Annotated in this window: 19 protein-coding genes; 11 read left to right on the top strand and 8 right to left on the bottom strand. The window is 67.5% G+C overall.

Annotated elements, in window-relative coordinates:
• Positions 1-98: 98 nt before the first annotated feature.
• Positions 99-1,166, top strand: a complete 1,068-nt coding sequence (locus HARCEL1_RS05460; protein ID WP_108381558.1) for a polymer-forming cytoskeletal protein — start codon at positions 99-101, stop codon at positions 1,164-1,166.
• 39 nt (positions 1,167-1,205) lie between these two features.
• Here the strand turns inward: HARCEL1_RS05460 and HARCEL1_RS05455 are convergent, their stop codons facing one another.
• Complete coding sequence (locus tag HARCEL1_RS05455) at positions 1,206-1,529, bottom strand: uS10/mL48 family ribosomal protein (RefSeq protein ID WP_108381557.1); 324 nt, start codon at positions 1,527-1,529, stop codon at positions 1,206-1,208.
• A 102-nt stretch (positions 1,530-1,631) separates the two neighbouring features.
• Here HARCEL1_RS05455 and HARCEL1_RS05450 point away from each other — a divergent pair, with 102 nt between their 5' ends.
• Positions 1,632-2,057 carry a bis(5'-nucleosyl)-tetraphosphatase gene (locus HARCEL1_RS05450; protein ID WP_108381556.1) on the top strand — a complete coding sequence of 142 codons (426 nt, stop codon included), beginning with the start codon at positions 1,632-1,634 and terminating at the stop codon, positions 2,055-2,057.
• A 46-nt stretch (positions 2,058-2,103) separates the two neighbouring features.
• Here HARCEL1_RS05450 and HARCEL1_RS05445 read toward each other — a convergent pair whose 3' ends face one another.
• Complete coding sequence (locus tag HARCEL1_RS05445; RefSeq protein ID WP_108381555.1) at positions 2,104-2,532, bottom strand: DUF6691 family protein; 429 nt, start codon at positions 2,530-2,532, stop codon at positions 2,104-2,106.
• Entirely contained in the window at positions 2,532-2,999 is a 468-nt protein-coding gene (locus HARCEL1_RS05440; RefSeq protein WP_174182921.1) for a YeeE/YedE family protein, read from the bottom strand. Before HARCEL1_RS05440 ends, HARCEL1_RS05445 begins: the two co-directional genes overlap by 1 nt.
• 166 nt (positions 3,000-3,165) lie before the next feature.
• On the opposite strand from HARCEL1_RS05440, the gene HARCEL1_RS05435 reads away from it, so the two are divergent.
• Positions 3,166-5,082 carry an NAD-binding protein gene (locus HARCEL1_RS05435; RefSeq protein WP_108384092.1) on the top strand — a complete coding sequence of 639 codons (1,917 nt, stop codon included), beginning with the start codon at positions 3,166-3,168 and terminating at the stop codon, positions 5,080-5,082.
• 21 nt (positions 5,083-5,103) lie between these two features.
• Here the strand turns inward: HARCEL1_RS05435 and HARCEL1_RS05430 are convergent, their stop codons facing one another.
• Both HARCEL1_RS05430 and HARCEL1_RS05425 read right to left on the bottom strand, forming a co-directional pair.
• Positions 5,104-6,354, bottom strand: a complete 1,251-nt coding sequence (locus HARCEL1_RS05430; RefSeq protein WP_108381553.1) for an NAD(P)/FAD-dependent oxidoreductase — start codon at positions 6,352-6,354, stop codon at positions 5,104-5,106.
• A 133-nt stretch (positions 6,355-6,487) separates the two neighbouring features.
• Positions 6,488-7,525, bottom strand: a complete 1,038-nt coding sequence (locus HARCEL1_RS05425; RefSeq protein ID WP_108381552.1) for a hypothetical protein — start codon at positions 7,523-7,525, stop codon at positions 6,488-6,490.
• Positions 7,526-7,700: 175 nt separating this feature from the next.
• Here HARCEL1_RS05425 and HARCEL1_RS05420 point away from each other — a divergent pair, with 175 nt between their 5' ends.
• Entirely contained in the window at positions 7,701-7,910 is a 210-nt protein-coding gene (locus HARCEL1_RS05420; protein WP_108381551.1) for a hypothetical protein, read from the top strand.
• 24 nt (positions 7,911-7,934) lie between these two features.
• Here HARCEL1_RS05420 and HARCEL1_RS05415 read toward each other — a convergent pair whose 3' ends face one another.
• Entirely contained in the window at positions 7,935-8,957 is a 1,023-nt protein-coding gene (locus HARCEL1_RS05415) for an LLM class flavin-dependent oxidoreductase (protein ID WP_108381550.1), read from the bottom strand.
• Positions 8,958-9,016: 59 nt separating this feature from the next.
• Entirely contained in the window at positions 9,017-9,433 is a 417-nt protein-coding gene (locus HARCEL1_RS05410; protein WP_108381549.1) for a hypothetical protein, read from the bottom strand.
• A 168-nt stretch (positions 9,434-9,601) separates the two neighbouring features.
• Between HARCEL1_RS05410 and HARCEL1_RS05405 the strand changes: the two genes are divergently transcribed.
• From HARCEL1_RS05405 to HARCEL1_RS05390, 4 genes are all read left to right on the top strand, one after another.
• Complete coding sequence (locus HARCEL1_RS05405) at positions 9,602-10,663, top strand: zinc-binding metallopeptidase family protein (protein WP_108381548.1); 1,062 nt, start codon at positions 9,602-9,604, stop codon at positions 10,661-10,663.
• Positions 10,664-10,732: 69 nt separating this feature from the next.
• Complete coding sequence (locus tag HARCEL1_RS05400; RefSeq protein WP_233357418.1) at positions 10,733-10,990, top strand: MarR family transcriptional regulator; 258 nt, start codon at positions 10,733-10,735, stop codon at positions 10,988-10,990.
• A gap of 43 nt (positions 10,991-11,033) precedes the next feature.
• The gene (mfnA, locus tag HARCEL1_RS05395) at positions 11,034-12,083 is read left to right on the top strand and encodes a tyrosine decarboxylase MfnA (protein WP_108381547.1); all 1,050 of its coding nucleotides are present in this window, start codon (positions 11,034-11,036) and stop codon (positions 12,081-12,083) included.
• 47 nt (positions 12,084-12,130) lie between these two features.
• A complete protein-coding gene (locus tag HARCEL1_RS05390; RefSeq protein WP_108381546.1) occupies positions 12,131-12,685 on the top strand; it encodes a VTT domain-containing protein in 555 nt (184 codons plus the stop codon).
• Here HARCEL1_RS05390 and HARCEL1_RS05385 read toward each other — a convergent pair.
• Positions 12,682-13,311 carry a hypothetical protein gene (locus HARCEL1_RS05385; protein ID WP_108381545.1) on the bottom strand — a complete coding sequence of 210 codons (630 nt, stop codon included), beginning with the start codon at positions 13,309-13,311 and terminating at the stop codon, positions 12,682-12,684. The two genes, HARCEL1_RS05390 and HARCEL1_RS05385, sit on opposite strands and share 4 nt — an antisense overlap.
• A 109-nt stretch (positions 13,312-13,420) precedes the next feature.
• On the opposite strand from HARCEL1_RS05385, the gene metG reads away from it, so the two are divergent.
• The 3 genes from metG (at position 13,421) to HARCEL1_RS05370 (ending at position 17,042) form a co-directional block, all read left to right on the top strand.
• On the top strand, positions 13,421-15,586 hold the full coding sequence (gene metG, locus HARCEL1_RS05380) for a methionine--tRNA ligase (RefSeq protein ID WP_108381544.1): 2,166 nt from the start codon (positions 13,421-13,423) through the stop codon (positions 15,584-15,586).
• A 65-nt stretch (positions 15,587-15,651) separates the two neighbouring features.
• On the top strand, positions 15,652-15,909 hold the full coding sequence (locus tag HARCEL1_RS05375) for a DUF7312 domain-containing protein (RefSeq protein WP_108381543.1): 258 nt from the start codon (positions 15,652-15,654) through the stop codon (positions 15,907-15,909).
• 65 nt (positions 15,910-15,974) lie between these two features.
• Positions 15,975-17,042: an anthranilate phosphoribosyltransferase gene (locus HARCEL1_RS05370; protein WP_108381542.1), complete on the top strand. Its 1,068-nt coding sequence runs from the start codon at positions 15,975-15,977 to the stop codon at positions 17,040-17,042.
• Positions 17,043-17,057: the final 15 nt, after the last annotated feature.

The following is a 17,057-nucleotide window of genomic DNA, read 5'->3' as shown; positions in this document are numbered from 1 at the left end:
GATCACGCGGACGAGCGTCTCGCGGAACTCCCGAGAACGGCTCTGCGGCGGACCTTCCGACCCAAACTGTTATACAAGCGCCACGAGTCATCACACCCATGACACGGACGGGACGCCTGCTGGCGATTCTCGCACTCGTGGTCCTCGGGGCCGCGGTCGTGCCGGGGATCGCCGCCGCGGAGGAACGAACCGGTGGGGCCGTCGTCGTCGGGCCCGACGAAACGGTCACGGACGGTCTGGTCGCCTACGGCGGGACGGTCGTCGTGGAAGGGACCGTCGAGGGCGACCTGACGGCGTTCGCCGGGTCGATCGTCGTCACCGAGTCGGGGCAGGTCACCGGCGACATCGTGGCGAACGCGGGTGACGTCTCGATCGGTGGGACCGTCGACGGGGCGGTCACCGGGTCGGCCGGATCGGTACGAATCCGTGAGACTGGATCGGTCGGGAGCATCGACACCGAGGCGGGCTACCTGCAGATCGACGGGTCGGTGACCGGGTCGGTCACCGCCGCTGTCGATCGCCTCCAGATCGGCCCGGACGCCTCGATCGGCGGTGATCTGACCTACGACGAGGATGCGACGGTCGTCGGAGATCCTGGCGCCGCCACCGAGGGATCGGCCACGAGCACCGACCTCCGGTCCGACGGTGCGGGCGCGGGAGCGTTCAGCCTGCTCGGCCTGCTCGCGCCGGGCTATTTCCTGCTCGTCGATCTGTTCCTCGGCGCGATCCTGTTGATCGTCCTGCCGCGATTCTCCGAACGGGTCACCGACCACGGCATCGATCGCCCCCACTACGCCGCCGGGGCGGGGGTGGCGGCCCTGTTCGCCGTGCCCGTCTTCTCGGGAATCCTGATCCTCTCTGTCGTCGGGATTCCGATCGCACTCGTGATCGCGCCCGCAGTCGCGATCGTGGGCGGGTGGATCGCGTTCGTCTACGGCAAGTACACGCTCGGCCGGTGGGTACTCGCGCGGTTCGACGTCACCGACCGCTGGCTCGGCCTGCTCGCCGGGATGGTCGGGGTCGCCGCGCTCGGTCTGATCCCGATCGTCGGCCCACTCGTGGGTCTGATCGCGCTGCTCGTCGGGGGTGGCGCGCTGATCTTCGCCTTGCGCGACCAGTATCACGACTCGGAAGAAACACTCTCGATCGCCCGGCGGATCGACTGAATCCACGATCGTCGATGGGGTCGGTCTGCCGTCGACTGACTACCCGACCGAGGAACGACGCTCGATTTCGGCTTCGAGGTGGACCGCATCGGGAAGGTCGCGTTCGGTGATCGCCCGAGCGAACTCGTCGTGACCGACGATGGTGATAGTGCGCGTGTACACCGAGTAGCGCCAGCGGTCGATAGCGTCGTCGTCAGCGAGCAATCGCGCGGAGAGATCGACCGCTTGCTCGGTGGGTGGCTCCGGGTGCGGTCCCTTCAGTTCGACGCCCTTCCGGGTCGCGGACTCTTTGATGTCGGCAACCACCGATTCGAGCGTGTGGCGATCGCCGCTGGTGAAGGTGAGCGTCGTCACGAAGGGCATATCGGATCGTCCGGAGGTGGTCGACCCACGCCTAAAAGCCCACCCATCGCGTCGCCCCGGGCGCTCCGATATTCATTTCCGTCTGCCTGCGATATCCGACGTATGATCGAGGCCACGAGTGCCGGCGCGATCCTCTATCGGGACACGCGTGGCCGTCGCGAGTATCTACTCCTGAAGAGTCGCCCCGGCGACTGGGAATTTCCCAAGGGCGGCGTCGAAGGCGAGGAGGAACTCCAGCAGACGGCCATTCGTGAAGTCGAAGAAGAGGCGAACATCTCGGACTTTCGCCTGCTCGACGGCTTCCGCCAGGACTACGATTACGTGTTCGAAGCCGACGGCAACACCATCCACAAGACCGTCCATCTGTTCGTCGCGAAGTCCTTCGAGACGAGTGCGGAACTCTCCGAAGAGCATCGCGACCACCAGTGGCGAGACTACGAACAGGCGATCAACACCATCACCCAGGACGGGCCCCGGGAGATCCTCGAAGACGCCCACGAGTTCCTCGACGAACGCGACGAGGACTGACACGCGGCAGTGCGGTCGGCGGTTCGACGCCCCGGGGGCGGGTCCGCTACTCGCCGGTCACGAGCAGCGGCCACAGCGCCGCCTGCAGGTAGGCCCCGGCGAGCATCCCTGCGATCGCGGCGAGGATCGGCCAGTTGCCCACGCCGACGCTGGCGATCGCCGCGCCGGGACAGACTCCCGAAATCCCCCAGCCGACACCGAAGATCGCCCCGCCGAGCAACACGTTCCGATCCATCGATTTGAGCCGGCGGGTGTACGGGCGACCGGTCAACGGCGCGGTCCGGCCCGATCGGGTCGCCAGGGCGATCACCACGCCCGTGACGACTGCGGCCCCACCCATCACGAAAAGCAGGCCCAGATCCTCCAGGCGGAGGAAACTCAAGACGACCTCGGGGCGGACCATCCGACTGATCGCGAGGCCCGCCCCGAAGATCAGGCCTCCGACGAAGACGACCGGGAGGCGACGGTCGGCCATCAGACCGCACCTCCCAGGAACTCGATCAGGTGTGCGACCAGGATCGCCACGCCCAGGAAGGTCGCGACGTTCGCGAGCGACGTGCCCGCGACCGATCCGATCCCGCAGATGCCGTGGCCAGAGGTACAGCCCTTGCCAAGCCGCGTGCCCACGCCGACGAGGACGCCCCCGCCGAGCAAGCGCCAGATCGGCACCTCGGTCGTCCAGATCCCCTCGCCGGCGAGGACGGTGTACGCCGCCGCGCCGAGGACGAGTCCGGCCGAAAAGACGAGTCGCCACCCGCGACTCTCGACCATCGAGGGGCGGTTGAGACGGTCGAGCGAGGAGACGTATGTAAGCGTGGATTCGAGGACGCTACTCGCGCCGGCAGCGATGCCCGTCAGCAGGTAGATGAGACTGACGCCGACGCCGATCAGGACGCCACCCGCCGCGTAGTGGACGACGCCGTTGGGAAACAGTTCGAGCATGGCGGCCGTTGGACGCGCGGCGACATCAGGGCTGTGACGAACGGGTGCTGTCCTCGACACCTGACCGGTCGGCACCCGATCGATCGACACCATGTGACTTGTGTTCGTCCGACTCGATTCCACGCGCTTATTTGGACCGCCACCCGAGAGCCGTGGACATGGAGCGATCGCCGTGAGTGCCGGGGTCGACGTGGTCGTCCTGATGGTCGCGGCCATCTTCGCGCTCGGGGTGAGTGCTCAGTTGCTCGCGGCCCGACTGCGCGTGCCGAGCATCATCTTCTACATTCTCGCGGGGTTGATCATCGGGCCGGTATCGGGGGTCGTCCTCCCGATGCTGGGATCGGCGCTCGGGATGGACCTGCCCGCGCGCCTGTTCAGTCTGGAGACGTTCGGCCCGAACGCGATGGAGACGATCGTCGAGTTGGCGGTCGCGATCATCGTCTTCGAGGGGGCCTTTCATCTCAAGATCCAGCGCCTCCGCGAGGCCCCGCGGGCGACGCTTCGGCTCATCACGCTCGGTGCGGCCATTGCGCTGATCGGGACCGCGATCGCCACCAAACTCGCCTTCCCGATCTCGTGGGGCCTGGCTTTCACGATCGGCGCGCTGCTCGTCGCGACGGGCCCGACGGTCATCGCGCCGATCCTCGCGGTCGTCCCGGTCCGCGATCGGGTCGCGGCCGTTCTGGAGACCGAGGGGATCGTCAACGACGTGACCGCGGCGATCACCGCCGTCGTCGTCTTCGACGTCGTCGTCATCGAGGGCGCGGCCGCGTTCGGCATCGTCAACGAGTTCGCCACCCGACTCGGTGAGGGCGTCCTCATCGGCGCGCTCGTCGCCGCGGCGCTGTTCTATCTGCTCCGCTACGTCGACCTCTCGGCCGGCGACGCGCCACGGAACGCCCGCCTCCTGGTGCTCGCCGGGGCGATCGGGTCCTTCGCGGTCGCGAACTTCCTGGAGAGCGAGGCCGGCGTCGCCGCCGCCGCGACGGCGGGGATCTTGCTGGGGAACATGGAGGTGCCCTACAAAGACGAGATCGCGACGTTCAAAGGCGACGTGACGCTGCTCGTGCTCTCCTTTGTGTTCATCACGCTCGCGGGCATCCTCGAAGTCGGGGCGCTCACCGCGGTAGGGATCCCCGGCCTGGCAGTCGTGATCGCGGTCGCCCTGTTCATCCGCCCGCTGCTCGTTTTCGTCTCGACGATCGGAGACCGATTTACGCTGCCCGAGCGGGCGTTTATGAGTTTCGTCGGGCCACGCGGGATCATCCCCGCGTCGGTCGCGACGCTGTTCGCCATCCGATTGCAGGCCGAGGGGATGGGGACCGAGGCAGACATCCTCATCGGCACGGTCTTTCTGGTCATTCTCGCCACGGCCGCCGTCGAGGGCGGTCTGGCACGCCACGTCGCGAAGTTCCTGGATGTGATCCCAATGCGCGTCATCATCGTCGGGGGCGGCCGCGTCGGCCGGGCCCTCGCAGAACGGCTGGAGGATCGAGGCGAAAACGTCGTCATCGTCGACGAAGACGAATCCCAGATCGAGATCGTCCGGAACAGCGGGTACACCGGTATCATGGGCGATGGCACCGACATGGACGTGCTGCGTGACGCCGGGGCCGAGAACGCGAAGACGATCGTCGCCGCGACCAGTGACGACGACGTGAACCTGCTGGTCAGCCAGCTGGCCGACGCCGAGTTCGACGTCGAGAACATCATCGCGCGGGTGAACCGCCCCGAGAACGTCGAACCGTTCGAGGACCTGGGCGTCCGGACCATCTCCGCGTCGATGGCGACGGCGTGGGCGATCGACAACCAGATCGAGCGGCCGGCGATCGCCCACTGGATGACCGACGTCAGCCGAATCGGTGACGTCCAGGAGGTCGAACTCACCAACGATTCGCTCGTCGGCCAGTCGATCCAGGAGATCGGCCCCCAACTCCCCGACGCCTGTCTGATCGCACTGGTCAGCCGTGATGGCGAGACGATCGTCCCGAACGCAGACTACACCTTCGAGCGCGGCGACAAGGTGACGCTCCTGGGCGAACGGGACTCCGTTCGCGACGGCATGGACTTCTGTCAGGGCTGATCGCAGACTGTCTCCGATCAGTCACTCGGCCGTCGCGTCCACCGGGCTCTCGGGAAGCGCGTCGAGATCGATTTCCTCGGCAAGGAGGGCCTCCGCGTGGTCTCCGACGGGCCGTTCCTCTCGAATGATCGTCTTGAGCACACGCTGTTGGCTGACGTCACCGATCAGGACGCCACCGACCAGTCGGCCGTCTCGGAACGCCAGGCGTCGCCAGACACCCTCCTCGTAGGTGCGTTCGGCGTGATCCTCGCCGATCGTCGGGTGGCCAAAGGAGAGGAAAGGAAAGTCGAAGTGCGTGATCGAATAGGAGGGGACGTATCGAAAGGTCGCGGTGTCCTCGCCCACCATGTTCCGGGCGGCGACCGCGCCCTGTTCTTTGGCCGACCCCCAGGTGCCGTTCTGCGTGCGCTCGTCGAGGATGACGTCGTAATACTGCGTGATATCGCCCGCTGCGTACACGTCGGGTGCGGCGGTCGCCATCCGTTCGTCGACGACGATGCCCCCGTCACATTCGACGGGCGTGTCCGCGAGAAAGTCCGTATTGAAATCCAGGCCGATCGCGACGCCGACGAACTCCGCGGGGTGGCGCTGGCCCGACGAATCGACCGCCGCCGTCACGTGGCCCGACGTGTCGGTCTCGAAGTGGTCGACGCCGCTCTCGAAGACGGGTGTGACACCTTTCTCTCTGAGGCCGTCGTGGACGATCGAAGCCCCCGCGTCGGTGAGCGCGTATCGCCACCAGCGATCGCCGCGCATGAGATACCGGGCGGCGCAACCGTGCGCGCCACAGATCGCCGCGAGGTCGATCCCGAGCAGGCCCGCTCCGACGACCACGCCCGTTTCGGCCTCACCGGCGGCCGCGCGAATGCGCCGGGCGTCGTCGAACGTCCAGAAGTAATGCACGCCCGCGGCGGTCCCGCCCTCGACGGGCAGTTCCATCGGCGTCCCACCTGTCGCGACGAGGAGGCGATCGTACGAGATCGAATCGCCGCCGGCCGTCTCGACCGTGTGGCCCTCGACGTCGACGGTTGTCGCCTCGGTCCCCAGGCGAAGGTCGATATCACGGTCGGCGTACCAGTCTGGGTCGTGAATCTGAATCGGGGCTTCGGGCATCGTCCCCTTCGCGAACTCCTTGATGAGAATGCGATTGTACAGGGGTTCGTCCTCGTTGGTCACGACCGTAATCGACCCCTCGGGGTCCTCCTCACGGAGCGTCTCGGCCGCCGAACTCCCGGCGATACCGTCCCCGAGGATCACGTAAGACCTGGCCATACGCCGCCATTGGCCCGGGGGACATATGTGTATACTCCCCGCGGCAGGGGCCACCACGACGACAGCGGCCGGCCGATCGGGCCCTCCACCGCAGCGATCGACCCGCCGACGCGACGGTCGCCGCTCGCGACGATCAGACCATTTCGAACAGCGCGAGCACGTCCTGTATGTCGACCGTTCCGTCCCCCGAGAAGTCGAAATACTGCTCGTTGCTCGATCTTCCCGCGAGATCGATGTTCTGGAAGAGTGCGTTCACGTCCGGGAAATCGATCCGCTCGTTGCCCGAGATGTCCTCGTATCGGTCGTCGCGGTCGGGATCGGTCGCGTCGGTCGGCCAGTCCGGGCCACAGGTCCCGCCGGGACTCGTCCACGACCCTTCGGGGGCTTCGGCGTCCTCGCTCACGTGCAGACGGCCCGGATCAGCCCGATACACGACCGACGAATCGCCCACGATGCTCGTGTGGCCGACAGTTCGAGCCGTGACTTCGATCGCCCCGACGACATCCCCGTCACAGACCGGAAGGCTCTCGATGGAGAGTGACGCGCTCGATCCGTCCTCGGAAATCGACGTTTCGACGCCTGAGGCCGCCTCGTGAGCCCTCACGTCGGTGATCTCCGCCGCACACGGCGAGGTGAGGCTGACCGACAGCGAGTCCACCGATGGCTGCGGAAGGTCCGAAAACACGTGATACCCCGCGTGAACCCGAAGCGGGATCCACGTCGACGCCCCCGGCGGGATCGATCCGTGGGCAGGATCCAGAGACAGCGTATCCGACGATTCGACGATCACCGACGAGTCCGTCGGTGTGGTCACCGCCTCCGAACGCTGACCGTCGGTCGTCACCGTACGAAGCGATATCTCACCGCGGGTGACCCGGGCCCTGTTGATCCCGGCCGGGACCGTCAGGGTCTCGCCCGTGCCGTCGGTGACCTCGTAATGGTCGATCACACTCCCACAGGGGTCGATCGGGTCGTCCCAGACCACGATGACCTCCTGGCTCCCGATATACCTGTTGTGCGAGTAATGGGGGAGTTCCGGTGGCTGGGGCGCCCAGGCCCCACGGGCGCTCCCGGTCGCGAACGCCGCGCCCGCGACCGTCGCGAGCACCCGTCGCCGCGTCGCATCCGGTCCACCCGTCCGCCCGTCCGAGGACTGGCCGTCTGGAGACATCACCTTAATTTTTCGATAGCATGGAACTTGTATTTTTTCGTCACCGATCGGGTGGGTCGGCGTCAGTTCCGACGAGTCGGCCAGGCCCGATCGGTTCCGCGACGCCGTACCCGTGCCAGTTCAGGAGTTCGGGCCGGATGGGTACGCTCTTGGGGCTCGACCGGTTGCCCTCGATATGGCGCTCTCTCCGACTGCACTCGCCACCGACCTGCGGACGATGGACCCGCGCTTTCAGATCGCCGGACTCGTCCCCATCGTCGGCAGCGCATTGATCGCCGCGTGGGCGCTCACCAACGACGACCTCGTCACGGCGCTGACGGTCCCGATCTGGGCGCTCGCGGGCGTCATCTTGCTCGCGATCGGGCGCACAGAAGCCGATCGGTAACGCTCCGTTCCGAGCGCTGTCAGGTCACGTAATCCCGACGCCCTCGGCGATCAGTTCGTGTGATCGCAGTGCGTCGGCCTGAGTCGGCTGGACGTGTTGAATCATCAGTTCGTCGACGCCGACGCGATCCGCGAGCTGGTCGAGCACCGACGAGATGGTCTCCGGACTGCCCGAGACGGCACGCGGCCAGTCGTCACCGTCGAGTCGTGGTGGTGTCGGGTCGGGGGCGCCCCCGAGTTCGTCGATCGCTTCCTCGATGGAGGGTCGCGTGCCGACGACGCCGCGTTGCATCCGCGCGAACGACGCCTCGGCGACCGCGCGCAGTCGGACTGCCTCCCTATCAGTCTCGGCAGAGACGGCGTTGACCGCGAGCATCCCCTGAGGCTGGTCGACGCTCCCGGCCAGCGACGTGGACTGGAACTGATCGCGGTAGGTCTCGAACGCCCGGACGGCGAACTGCGGGCGGATGAACGCCGCGAAACAGTAGGGAAGGCCCAACTCGGCGGCGATCGACGCGCTCGACGGACTGGATCCGAGAACCCACGGCTCCGGCAGGCCCGCGCCCGAACCCGGGACTTCGAGGTCGGCGTACGGATGATCGTCGGGGAAGCCACCGGAGAGGTGATCCATCACGGCCTCGATCTTTTCGGTCTGGTCCGCATCGGGATTCTGGACGCGCCGGTCGGTGCCCAGCGCGCGATCGGCAGCGGGGGACCCGTTCGCGCGGCCGAGGCCCGCGTCGATCCGGCCCGGAGCGAGCGCGTCGAGGACGCCGAACTGTTCGGCGACGTTGAACGGGCTGTAGTGATTGAGCAGGACCGCGCCCGACCCGAGTCGGATCGAGTCGGTCTCGGCGGCGAGATGCCCGAGCAACACTTCTGGCGTCGTGCCGGCGATGGTGGTCGCCATGCCGTGGTGTTCGGCCACCCAGAACCGGGAATAGCCGAGGCTCTCGGCCTGCTGGGCGCTTTCGACGGTGTTCGCGTACGCATCGGTCGCAGTCCCGTCGGTCGGAACGGGCGAGAGGTCGACGACGGAGAGATCCACACTCGTCCTCGGCGATCGAGCGGGGTAACGGTTTGGCTGTGGACCGACTCGACGACCGGTCAGAGGAACTCTCGCCAGTGGTGCAGCGCCCAGTAGCCGAGCGCCGTACAGATCAGCCCCGCCGCGAGGAAGTAGACGATCAAGTTCGCAGTGAACACCTTTCCGGGATGGTAGATCGTGTAGTAGATGCCCTCGGCAGCGAAGGTGAGCAAGACGAATCCCAGCACAGACAGCGCCGCCGTCGTCGTCACGATCGGGACGCCGTGATCGGTCGGGTCTTCGAGTGCGAACATCGCGACGGTGAACACGACGGCTGCACCGAGCACGTAGTACGGCAACCGGCCCGGAAGCGTCCCGATCTGTCCTTCCAGGAGCGCGACGATGCCGAGAAAGCACGCGGTCAACACCAGCGACGAACCGAGGACGGCCCCGACGACGCGCCCCCGTTCGGACATCGACAAGCGATCGACCTGCATGTGTCTACATTCCGATCGGGTCGCTTTAAACGTATGGCCCGACCGGTGCCAGACGGCTCTCGGCGTGTGTCTCATCGAGCCACGTCGATCCGCGAACCCATCGATGCCCGTCGATCTTCGAGCCCCATCGATCGCGACGTTCTTTGGTCGTGCAACCCTCGCCCCGATATGGACCAGCGACGACGTGCGTTCCTCGACGACCTGCTCGCGACTACCGGTCCGTCGGGCTACGAAGACCGCGTCCAGTCGGTCTGGACCGACGCCGTCGAACCGATCGCAGATCGAGTCGAGACCGACGCCTACGGGAACGCGGTCGCCACGATCGACAACGGCGGCCCGTTGCTCGCCATCGTGGGCCACGCCGACGAGATCGGCTACATCGTTCGGGACGTGACCGACGACGGATTCTTGCGGATCGATCGGATCGGCGGGGCCGACAGCACGGTCTCGCGAGGCCAGCACGTCACCGTCGAGACCGCCGGGGGCCCGATCCCCGGTGTGATCGGCCAGACCGCGATCCACCTGCGAGACGCCGACGACGACGGCGTCCCCGACATCGACGAACAACACGTCGACATCGGCGCGAGCGACGGGGACGAGGCGTCCGAACTCGTCGATCGTGGCGATCCGGTCGTGATCGACCAGCGCGTTCGCGAGTTGGCGGGGACGCGTCTGGCCGCACGCGGACTGGACAACCGCGTCGGCGTCTGGACCGCGGCGGAGACGCTTCGGGCCGCCGCTGACCGCGATCTGGACGTCTCGGTCGCGGCAGTCTCGACCGTCCAGGAGGAACTCGGGATCAAAGGCGCGGCGATGGTCGGGTTCGATCTCGATCCCGACGCCGCGATCGCGGTGGACGTCACCCACGCGACCGATCAGCCAGTCTCGCCGGCCGACCGGTCGAACGGGATCGATCTGGGGGACGGGCCCGTCGTCACCCGCGGGAGTTCGAACCACCCCGCGCTCGTCGAAGCGGTCCGATCGACCGCCGACGCGATCGACCAGTCGGTACAGTTGCAGGCCGCAGGCATCCGCACGGGGACCGACGCCGACGCCTTCTACACCGCTCGCGGCGGGATCCCCGCGCTCAACGTCGGCCTGCCGAATCGATACATGCACACGCCAGTCGAGGTGATCGACACCACCGATCTCGTGGCGATCCCGGAGTTACTCGCGACGACCGCCGAGCGCGCCGGCGAGAGACTCCCGATCGAGCGGCCCGGCCGGTGAGGCCTGTAGATCGCGGTCGGGGATCGACACGCGTTTGATCGCGCGGGCCCTCTTTACGGTAGACTATCCGTGGCCGACGACGACCCGCCCGACCGGCGTCTCGCGGAGGCCTCTCCGAGCGCCAAGTTCGTCTTTTTCGTGCTCGAACGCGAGGCCCCGATGACGACCGCCCAGATCGCTGACCGAACGCGGCTCTCGCCGCGCACCGTCCGAAACGCCCTCTCCCGACTCGACGGTCGCAATCTCGTCCGGGAACGCCCGTCCTTTCGGGACGCCCGGAAGACGCTGTACGAACCGAGTGCCACCCTCGACACCACCCATGAGTGAACAGCCCACAACCGATAATTGGATCGGGCCCGACGAACCGTCCATGCTCGAAGCCACGCCCCAGGACTTCGGGCGCGTCCTCTCTTCGATGTGCACCGAGCCCTGTCCCCCCGCACGAGCGGCTGCCGACCGCTTTCTCGCGACGAACCCCGGCGATCCGGGGACCTACCCCGAAATCGCGCGCCTGGAAGAGCGTGCGGTCGACCTCCTCGGTGAGATCACCGAGCTTGCGGATCCCGCGGGCTACGTCGCGACCGGGGGCACCGAGGCCAACATCCAGGCCGTCCGCATCGCGCGCAATCGCGCCGACACCGACGACCCCGTCGTGGTCGCCCCCGAGAGCGCGCACTTCAGCTTCCACAAGGCCGCCGCGATGCTCGACGTCGAGATCCGGACGACACCGCTCGTGGACTACCGCGCCGACCCCGATGCGATCGCCGAGGCGATTGATTCCGACACCGCGCTCGTCGTCGCCGTCGCCGGATCGACGGAGTTCGGGCGCGTCGATCCCGTCCCCGCGCTCGCGGAGTTGGCCCACGACGCGGGCGCGCTCTGTCACGTCGACGCCGCCTGGGGTGGCTTTCATCTCCCCTTCACCGATCACGACTGGTCCTTTTCGGACGCGCCGATCGACACGATGACGATCGACCCCCACAAGGCCGGTCAGGCCCCGATCCCCGCGGGCGGACTGCTCGCTCGCGACGAATCGCTGCTGGAGGTCCTCGAAGTCGAGACACCGTACCTCGAATCGAGCACGCAGGTCACGCTGACGGGCACGCGCAGCGGCGCGGGCGTCGCGGGCGCGCTCGCGGCGATGGAGACGCTCTGGCCCGACGGGTATCGCGACAACCACGAGCGCGCGATGGCGAACGCGACGTGGCTCGCGGACGAACTCCGCGAGCGGGGCTACGAGGTGGTCGATCCCGAACTCCCGCTGGTCGCCGCCGACGTCTCCCAGTCGATCATCGACGCGCTCCGCCGGCGTGGCTGGCGGATCTCCCGGACGGGAGCGGGCGATCTGCGCATCGTCTGTATGCCACACGTCACCCGATCGATGCTGCGCTCGTTCGTGGCGGATCTGGACTGGTACTGATCGGGAGGCCGAAACGTATAGATTCGGGCCGGGCGCATCGCGCTTGTATGCTCACCGACGGGATCGTGATCGCGACACCCGCGCTCGGTCCCTGGGTCGAGCGGTCTGTGCGGACCGCGACCGGGCCCGTCGGCCTCGTGATCGTCTTCGTCTACTCGGTCGCGATCGTCGTCGCCCTCCCCACCCCGGGCGAACTCGTGCTCGCCGCGCCGCTCGATCTGGGGGTGGGCCACCCGGCGACGCTGGCGACGATCGTCCTCGTCAGCGCGACCGGGAAGGCTCTGGGGAGTGTGCTCGCACTCCGCATCGGTCACGGCGTCTCCCGATCCGACCCCGTCCTCGATCTGTTCCGACGCGCGCCGATCGACGTCGTCGGCTACTCGGAGACGACGACGGTCGCGATCGCGCGTCGCTACGGCTACGTCGGCCTCGCGGTCGTGCTCTCGGTCCCGACCTTTCCGGATACGCTCCCGGTGTACGCCTGTTCGGTCGTCGGCAGCGACGCGCGACGGTTCGCACTCGCGACGTTCGTCGGATCGATCGGCCGTCTGGTGATCGTCCTCGGAGCGGTCGTCGCCGGGATCGAACTCGTCGGCGTCTAGACCCGGGTCGCCGGTGGCACCGATCGCTCTTCGCGAGCGCCGCCGGATCCGAACCACTGGGCCATCCCGCCGCCGACACCCAGCATCGTCAGCGGGAGCGACACGGGCACGGCCACCACCGGGCCGACAAGCTGGACGACGAGCGCCAGTCCGACGCCGATCACCAGCCCCACCCAGGCGTTCGAGACCCCCACGAGGCCGCCGAGAAACCGACCGACGACGATGTATCCCGCCGCAGCCCCCAGGAGGAGTATCGACGAGACGGGGACGACGATGACGAACGCGACGATGACGCCGAACAGCGGGACGGCCGCGAGAAACCAGGTCACGACCAGGAGTGCGAGGAGTCCGATCGTCCCAACGAGACCGTACATCCCCGTGACGAACGGGTTCTCTGCGATCGAATCGATCACACCGTAGCCGAACGCCGGGACGAACCCCAACAGGACGATCCCACCGAACGCCGTCAGTCCGACCGACAGCGCGACACGCCAGAGGCCGAGAACGGGTGCCCCCGCGACCGGTCGCTGTCCGGCGGCGGGAACGGCCACGGAGAGCAGTACGACCGCAATTGAGAGCGACAGTCCCATCCGTTGGAGCGCCCGACGGCGGCCCGATCCCTGCATAGCTGGCGTCACGATCAGCCATCATTTCAATGATCCGATCGCCCTCCCCGCGACGGAGCGCCCACTCGGAACCGGCGGCTTTTCAACGCAGGCTCCCAGACCCGGAGGTATGAGCCACGAGACACTGCCGACCGACGATCCCGCGGTGGTGACCTGCGGGTTGCCGTACGCCAACGGCGACCTGCACATCGGCCACCTGCGGACCTACGTCGGCGGCGACGCACTCGCGCGTGCGTTCCGCACGATCGGCCAGCAGACCGCCTTCGTCTGTGGGTCGGACATGCACGGCACGCCCGTCGCGGTCAACGCCCGGAAGGACGGCGTCGACCCCGAAGAGTACGCTCTGGAGTATCACGAGACGTACGCCGAGACGTTCCCCCGGTTCGGCGTCGAGTTCGACAACTACGGACACACCCACGACGCGACGAACACCGAACTCACCCGAGAGATCGTCAGCACGCTCGAATCCGAGGGCTACGTCGAGGAGCGGCCGATCAAGGTCGCGTGGGACCCCGAGGCCGACCAGCCGTTGCCCGACCGGTACGTCGAGGGCGAGTGCCCGTACTGTGGCGAACAGGCCCGTGGCGACGAGTGCGACGAGGGCTGTGGTCGCCACCTCGAACCCGGTGAGATCGTCGATCCCGTCAGCGTCGTCACCGGCAACGCGGCCGAGTACCGCGAGCGCGCTCACAAGTTCTTCACGCTCTCCGATCTCTCGGAGTACCTCGCGGGCTTCATCGATCGATTGGAGGGGACGCCCAACGCCCAGAACCAGCCCCGCCAGTGGATCGAGGACGGCCTGCAGGACTGGTGTATCACGCGGGATCTGGACTGGGGGATCGACTACCCCGAGGCGGACACCGACCTCGTGCTGTACGTCTGGGTCGACGCGCCAATCGAGTACATCGCCTCGACCAAACAGTACTCCGAACGAGTCGGGCCCGACAGCTACGACTGGGAGGCCGTCTGGAAAGACGAAGCCCGAACGGGCAAGCGCCGCGGCCCGATCGGGGCGGACACCGGCGCGGGCGAGGGTGGCGAGATCGTCCACGTCATCGGGCGAGACATCATCCAACACCACACGATCTTCTGGCCAGCGATGCTCGAAGTCGCGGGCTACGCCGAACCCCGGGCGGTCGTCGCCAGCGGCTTCGTCAACCTCGACGGCGAGGGCTTCTCGACCTCGCGGGGCCGGGCGATCTGGGCCGACGAGTATCTCGACGAAGGGTTCGATCCGGACCTCCTCAGGTACTATCTCGCGACGGTCGCGGACTTCCAGCACGACGTGGATTTCTCCTGGGAGCGGTTCCAGAGCCGGGTGAACGGCGAACTCGTCGGCAACGTCGGCAACTTCGCGTACCGATCACTGCTCTTTGCCGATCGGAACTTCGGGGGGACGCCCGACGCGGCGGTCAGCGACGAGGTGCGCGAGCGCATCGACAGCGCGATCGATCAGTTCCGAGCGGCCATCGACGACCACTCCATCCGGGAGGCGACGGCGATCGCCGTCGAGTTGACCGGCTTCGGCAACGAGTACATCCAGCGGTCCGAACCCTGGAATCTCGACGAGGAGGAGGCCGCGCCGGTCATCCGCGACTGCGTCCAGATCGTCCACGCCGCCGCGATCATGCTGTATCCGACGATCCCGGGGACGGCCGGACGACTCTGGGCCCAGCTGGGCCACGACGATCCGATCGACGAGGCGACCATCGAGGATGCACTCGACGACCCGCCGGCCGAATTCGACGAGCCCAGCGAGTTGTTCGAGGCGATCGAAGACGAGCGCGTCGCGGAACTCGAAGCGAAACTCGACGAGCGCGTCGCCGCCAACACCGATGGGACCGACGCTGAGCACGGCGAGGCTGACGACGCGGACGGCGATGGCGCGGGCGACGAGAGCGACACAGGCCAGGACGGCGACGGCACAGCGGACGCCGACCTGCCGGCGATCGACGACGATCGCGTTCCCTTCGAGACCGTCGAGGATCTCGACATCCGCGTCGGTGAGATCGAGACGGCCGACCCGATCGAGGACAGCGACGACCTCGTCCGCCTGGAGGTCGATCTCGGCGTCGAGCGCCGCCAACTCGTCGCGGGGATCAAACGGCTCCACGACCTCGACGCGCTGCCCGGGACGCGCGTGATCGTGCTCGCGAACCTCGAACCCGCGGAACTGTTCGGTGTGGAATCCAACGGCATGCTGCTCGCCGCCGGTGACGAGGCCGACCTGTTGACGACCCACGAGGACGCACCGCCGGGGACCGTGATCCGGTGACGGCGGACGAGGGACGTTCACACGCAACCCGGGAGGGTTTAGGGGCCGCGTCCCAAACGTCGGGCATGGTCGAGGTCGCAGAAGAGTCGGACGGAGAGTGGAAATTCGCCGTTTCCGACGTCGGTGAGGGGACTGGCGACGAAGACGCCGAACGGGCAGGCGCCGAGGAGGGCGCCGACGAGAGCGGCATGGAGGGCGTGTTCGGTCTGCAATCCACCGACGAAGAGACGCTGAGGCGCGAATCCATCGATCTGGAGAACGCGCTGTTCGTGATCGCTGGCGTCGCGCTGACACTGTTCGCGCTCTGGCAAGCCATCCCCTAAACCGGATACCGGCCGTGATCGCCGGAGTCCGGAGCCATTATTGTGCGAGTCACCTTTCCGCGACCATGCCCGAGTCCGTCTCGACAGCGTCCGGCCCGACGCTCCGCGAATTGATGACGAACGTCGTTGGGTCGGGGCCGAAGACCGCCGACGACATGACCGCCGACCAGGCCCGCACCGCGATGGACCGGATTCTCGACCGCGAGCCAGATCCGACGACGCTCGGCGCCTTCCTGCTCGCCAATCGGTGGAAGACCAACACCCCGACCGAACTCGCGGCGACACTGGACGTCACGCGCGAGCGCGGCGTCGAGACCGCGACGCCGTCGGTCGACCCCGTCGACTGCGGGGCAAACTACGACGGGAAGGCCGAGACGGCGATCTTCGGCGTCGCCGCGGGCCTTACCGCCGCCGCGGCGGGCCAACCAGTCGTCGTCCACAGCGGGAGCGGCATTCCCACCCAGGAGGCCCCGGCGTACTACGACGTACTCGACGAACTCGGCGTCGCGACCGACCTCGAACCGCCGGAGAGCGCGGCGATGACCGACGACGTGGGCTTCGGCTTTTACTTCCAGCCGAACTTCGCCCCCGAGATCGACGCGCTGTACGATCGGCGCGCGGCGATGGGCGTCCGAACGTTCATCAACACGATCGAGACGCTGGTCAACCCCGCGAACGCCGACGTCCACCTCGGTTCGTTCTATCATCTCGCGTTCGCGAAGCGGATGATCGAGACGCTGCGAGCGAGCGCCCAGTCGTTCGATCGGATCGTGTTCGTCCAGGGGCTGGAAGGCTACGACGACGTGCGCCCGGGATCGACGGCGATGGCCGAGTGGGCGGGCGACGCGATCGCAGATCGGGAGATCCAGACCGCCGATTTCGGCCTCGACACCGACGAGGACGCCCTCGCGGTCGACGACGTGGCCGCCGACTCGGCGGCGATCACCGAGGCCGTGCTCGCGGGCGAGCGTGAGGGGCCCGTCCGCGATGCGGTCGTCTTGAACGCGGCCGTTCGGCTGTACGCCGGTGGGACCGTCGACTCACTGGACACGGGCGTCGAGCGCGCGGACGCAGCGATCGCGGACGGGTCGGCCGCCGAGCGACTCGCGGCGCTCGAAGCCTTCGAGCCCTGAAAAACCAATCGCGAT

It is taken from the genome of Halococcoides cellulosivorans, from assembly GCF_003058365.1.
Lineage (GTDB): Archaea > Halobacteriota > Halobacteria > Halobacteriales > Haloarculaceae > Halococcoides > Halococcoides cellulosivorans.
Note: the sequence above shows the minus strand (reverse complement) of the source record. Positions and strands in the feature narration are given on the sequence as shown.